The 3,863-nt window shown below is 38.8% G+C and carries 2 protein-coding genes; both read left to right on the top strand.

Going from position 1 to position 3,863, the window contains the following annotated elements:
- The first annotated feature begins 293 nt into the window (after nucleotides 1–293).
- The gene (locus H5072_RS13890) at nucleotides 294–1,913 is read left to right on the top strand and encodes a glucan biosynthesis protein (RefSeq protein WP_182693856.1); all 1,620 of its coding nucleotides are present in this window, start codon (nucleotides 294–296) and stop codon (nucleotides 1,911–1,913) included.
- On the top strand, nucleotides 1,885–3,846 hold the full coding sequence (gene mdoH, locus H5072_RS13895) for a glucans biosynthesis glucosyltransferase MdoH (RefSeq protein ID WP_024597082.1): 1,962 nt from the start codon (nucleotides 1,885–1,887) through the stop codon (nucleotides 3,844–3,846). The genes H5072_RS13890 and mdoH overlap by 29 nt, the downstream gene beginning before the upstream one ends.
- The last annotated feature ends 17 nt before the right edge of the window (nucleotides 3,847–3,863 follow it).

Raw genomic sequence — 3,863 nt, forward strand, 5'->3', positions numbered from 1 at the left:
GGCTTTTTTATTTTATACAAATGTAATTCAGACAAGCTTCATTAAACTCCCCGTAATATGTTCATACGATTAGTGAGTCTTCTAGTAATTAATCAGTAACAACTACATAAGATTGAGTGAATTTTACACAACAAAAACCTCAATGAGTTACGTATATTGGTTTTCCTATTGAAAAATATGAACTTTTATAAGGGTTCACATTTTGCTTTAAGTAAATTAGAAGATACTTACAAAACAAAATCAATATTTACCCTAAACGTAAAAATAAGTCGTGTTTTTATAAAGGAATGAGAATGAAACAACTAACCCAAAACTTGCCTAAATGGCAAAAAAAGTCAGCACCACTACTGGGTCTACTTATTATTTTTTCGACTTGGGGCAATAGCAACCAAGCGATTGCTGCAACTGTTGATGTAGCAATTCCACAAAGTAGCTTATTTGATGTAATTAGCGCTCGCGCTAAAAAGCTAGCAAGCGAAGAATATGTGGCACCTAAAAACATCGAGCTTGAAGCACTAAATAATATTGATTATCAAGACTACCGTTCAATTCGATTTAAAAAAGACAAAGCGGTGTGGAAAGATGAAGGCCTGTACGAGCTGCAATTATTCCACCCTGGTTTTTTATATAAAACACCTGTAACAATAAATACTGTTGATAGCGACTCTAAACGTAGCCGCTTACCTTTCAGCACCGACTTTTACCAATACGATGGCACTGCTGCACCACTACAAGAAGAAATAGCTAAAAGTGTGGCGGGCACTCAACTAGGCCATGCTGGATTTCGCTTACATTACCCATTAAATACTAACGAGTATAAAGACGAAGTAATGGTATTTCAGGGAGCATCGTATTTTAGAGTCGTTGGCCCTCAACAAGTTTATGGCTTATCAGCAAGAGGCCTTGCCATTGATACTGCTGAGAATTCGGGTGAAGAATTTCCAATGTTCAAAGAGTTTTGGTTAGTTAAACCAAAGGCAGAGCAAACACAAATCACCATTTTTGCATTGTTGGATAGTCCATCTATTTCTGGTGCGTACAAATTTAGCGTCGACCCTACAACGAATATGCTAGTTGATGTTGATATGCAGATTTTTGCGCGTAAAGATATTAAAAAACTAGGTGTAGCACCATTAACGAGTATGTTTTATCACGGCGAAAACAGCACCAAATTTTTTGATGACTATCGCCCTGAAGTTCATGACTCGGATGGCCTATTAACTCAATCTGCTGATGACAAGTGGGTATGGCGCCCTCTTAACAACCCATCACAACTCAGCGTTACTTCATTTTCGTACAATAACCCAAAAGGTTTTGGGTTAGCTCAACGAGACCGAGACTTTAATAACTATCTAGACACAGAAGCACATTACCACGACCGCCCTAGCCTATGGATTGAACCACAAGGTGAGTGGGGAAATGGTCGTGTAGAGCTTGTAGAAATACCGACTGATACAGAAACTAACGACAATATCGTAAGTTACTGGGTACCAGAAAAACCAATGAAGGCCGGAGATTCATTAAAATTAAGCTACAAAATGACGACCTTTAATTCAGTTTTAACTCAGCACGAGAAAGCACGTGTACTACGTACAAGAATTGGTAGCGCCGCTTTACCAGGTGAGGACAACCCACCACCAAAAAGCCACCGCCAATTTACTGTTGATTTTACTGGATCAGAAATAAATCAACTGTCTAAACAGTTAAAACTAGATGCCGACATTCAACTTACAACAGGCGAAGTAACCGACGTGAATGTACAAAAACTTCCGGATTCACGTGGATGGCGTGTAGCCTTTAAAATTGCACCACAGGACGATCAACCCGTTGATATGCGTTTATCGTTAAAACTACGTGACAAAGAAATTAGCGAGGTATGGAGCTATGTTTGGTACCCAAATGACATCAAGTAATAAAGGTAGGGGCACTCCAATGCCATTCAAAACACTAAGAGTATGGCTATTTGCCATTGCGGCACTTGGCACATCTGGCTACGGCATATCTATTATGTTTGAGATTTTAAGCTCAAACGGTATGACATTACTTGAGTATGCCCTTTTAGTATTATTCTCAATCACATTTGCTTGGATTGTAACGGCTTTTTGTAGTGGCACAATCGGCTTTGTACTACAGTTGTTTCGAATTGACCCGCTTACGTTAAAACGTATTAAACCAATTGAGTTCAATAACGAGGCAATTAACGCTCAGAAAACCGCCGTTGTAATGCCTATTTATAACGAAGATACCCACCGTGTTATCGCGGGCTTTGAAGTAAGTCTACAATCGTTAAAAGAAACTGGTCAGCTTGATAATTTTGATTTTTATTTATTAAGCGATACACAAGACCCTCAAATAGTTAAAAACGAGCTAAGTGCATGGCATGCATTGTGCGAACGTTTAGGGGATACAGCAAAGCATGTTTTTTATCGTCGTCGCGAAGATAACAAACACCGCAAAGTAGGTAACCTAACCGACTTTTGTGAGCGCTGGGGAAGTAATTACGACCATATGATTGTGCTTGATGCAGATAGCGTAATGACCGGTAAATGTATGTTAGAACTTACTACAAGCATGCTAAACAACCCACAAGCAGGCCTGATCCAAACGATTCCAATACCTGTTCGTCAAGATACCTTTTTTGGTCGTTTTTTACAGTTTGCGTCAGTGCTATATAGCCCAATGCTCGCTACTGGCTCAGCATTTTGGCAAACAGATAAAGCCAACTACTGGGGTCATAATGCAATCATTAGAGTTGAAGCATTTATAACGTGCTGTGGCTTGCCAACACTCAAAGGTAACGCACCTTTTGGCGGTGAGATTTTAAGTCATGACTTTGTAGAAGCATCACTACTTCATAGTGCAGGTTGGGACGTACTATTACTATCAGATATTGAAGGTAGCTACGAAGAAGTACCAAGTAATATTCTCGATTATGCTGTACGCGATAGACGCTGGGTACAGGGTAATATTCAGCACTTAGGTTTACTATCGTCATCTAAATTAAAATTAATGAGTAAGCTGCACTTTCTATTAGGTGCAACCGCTTATATTTCATCACTAATTTGGCTCTCAATGCTAGCGCTAAGTACTATTGATGCAGTAACGCGCGCATTAAATAGTGATGTGTACTTTAACCGTGTTTATCAATTATTTCCTACATGGCAAATAGCTAAAACCGATCTTATTGATTCACTCTTGTATTTAACTATTGTTATTTTATTAATGCCTAAATTAATGGGCGTAATAGTCACCCTAATACATAGAAACAAACGCTTTGGTGGTTCAATTAAGTTAATCCTAGGTTCAATTATTGAAACTGTATTTGCTATTATTGTTGCACCATTAATGATGGTATTTCATGCTTACTTTGTACTTTGCGTATTTTTAGGTAAAAAAGTGAAGTGGGATGCACAACCGCGCGAAGGTCGTATGGTTCCGTGGAAAGAAGCGTTTGGTTATACGTTATTCTCTACTATTGTGGCTATAGCATGGGGCAGCACAGCCTACTACTTCACACCTGTCTTCTTTTGGTGGCTATCACCTATATTATTAGGCTTAGTATTAGGTGCTCCAATTATCCGTTATACCAGTAGTATCAAACTCGGCGTACAACTAAGAAAGTTAGGTATATTTATTTGCCCTAGTGAAGTTGATAACGACTCAACTCTAGAGGCGCTTAAAGTACATCTAAAAGAGATTTCCGTGCCAGAGGAAGGAACTTACCCACAAACAATTCCGGCACTGCCACAAGAGCATATGGTATCAATGCCTATACAATCTTTTAAAAAGCCACGCAGGCTAAAGATGAAAGCGCTAAAAGCTAAGGCTATAAAAAAGTTTAATTAGCGCGTTATAAAATAAAA

The sequence above is a fragment of the Pseudoalteromonas sp. SR45-5 genome (genome assembly GCF_014163565.1).
GTDB lineage: Bacteria > Pseudomonadota > Gammaproteobacteria > Enterobacterales > Alteromonadaceae > Pseudoalteromonas > Pseudoalteromonas distincta.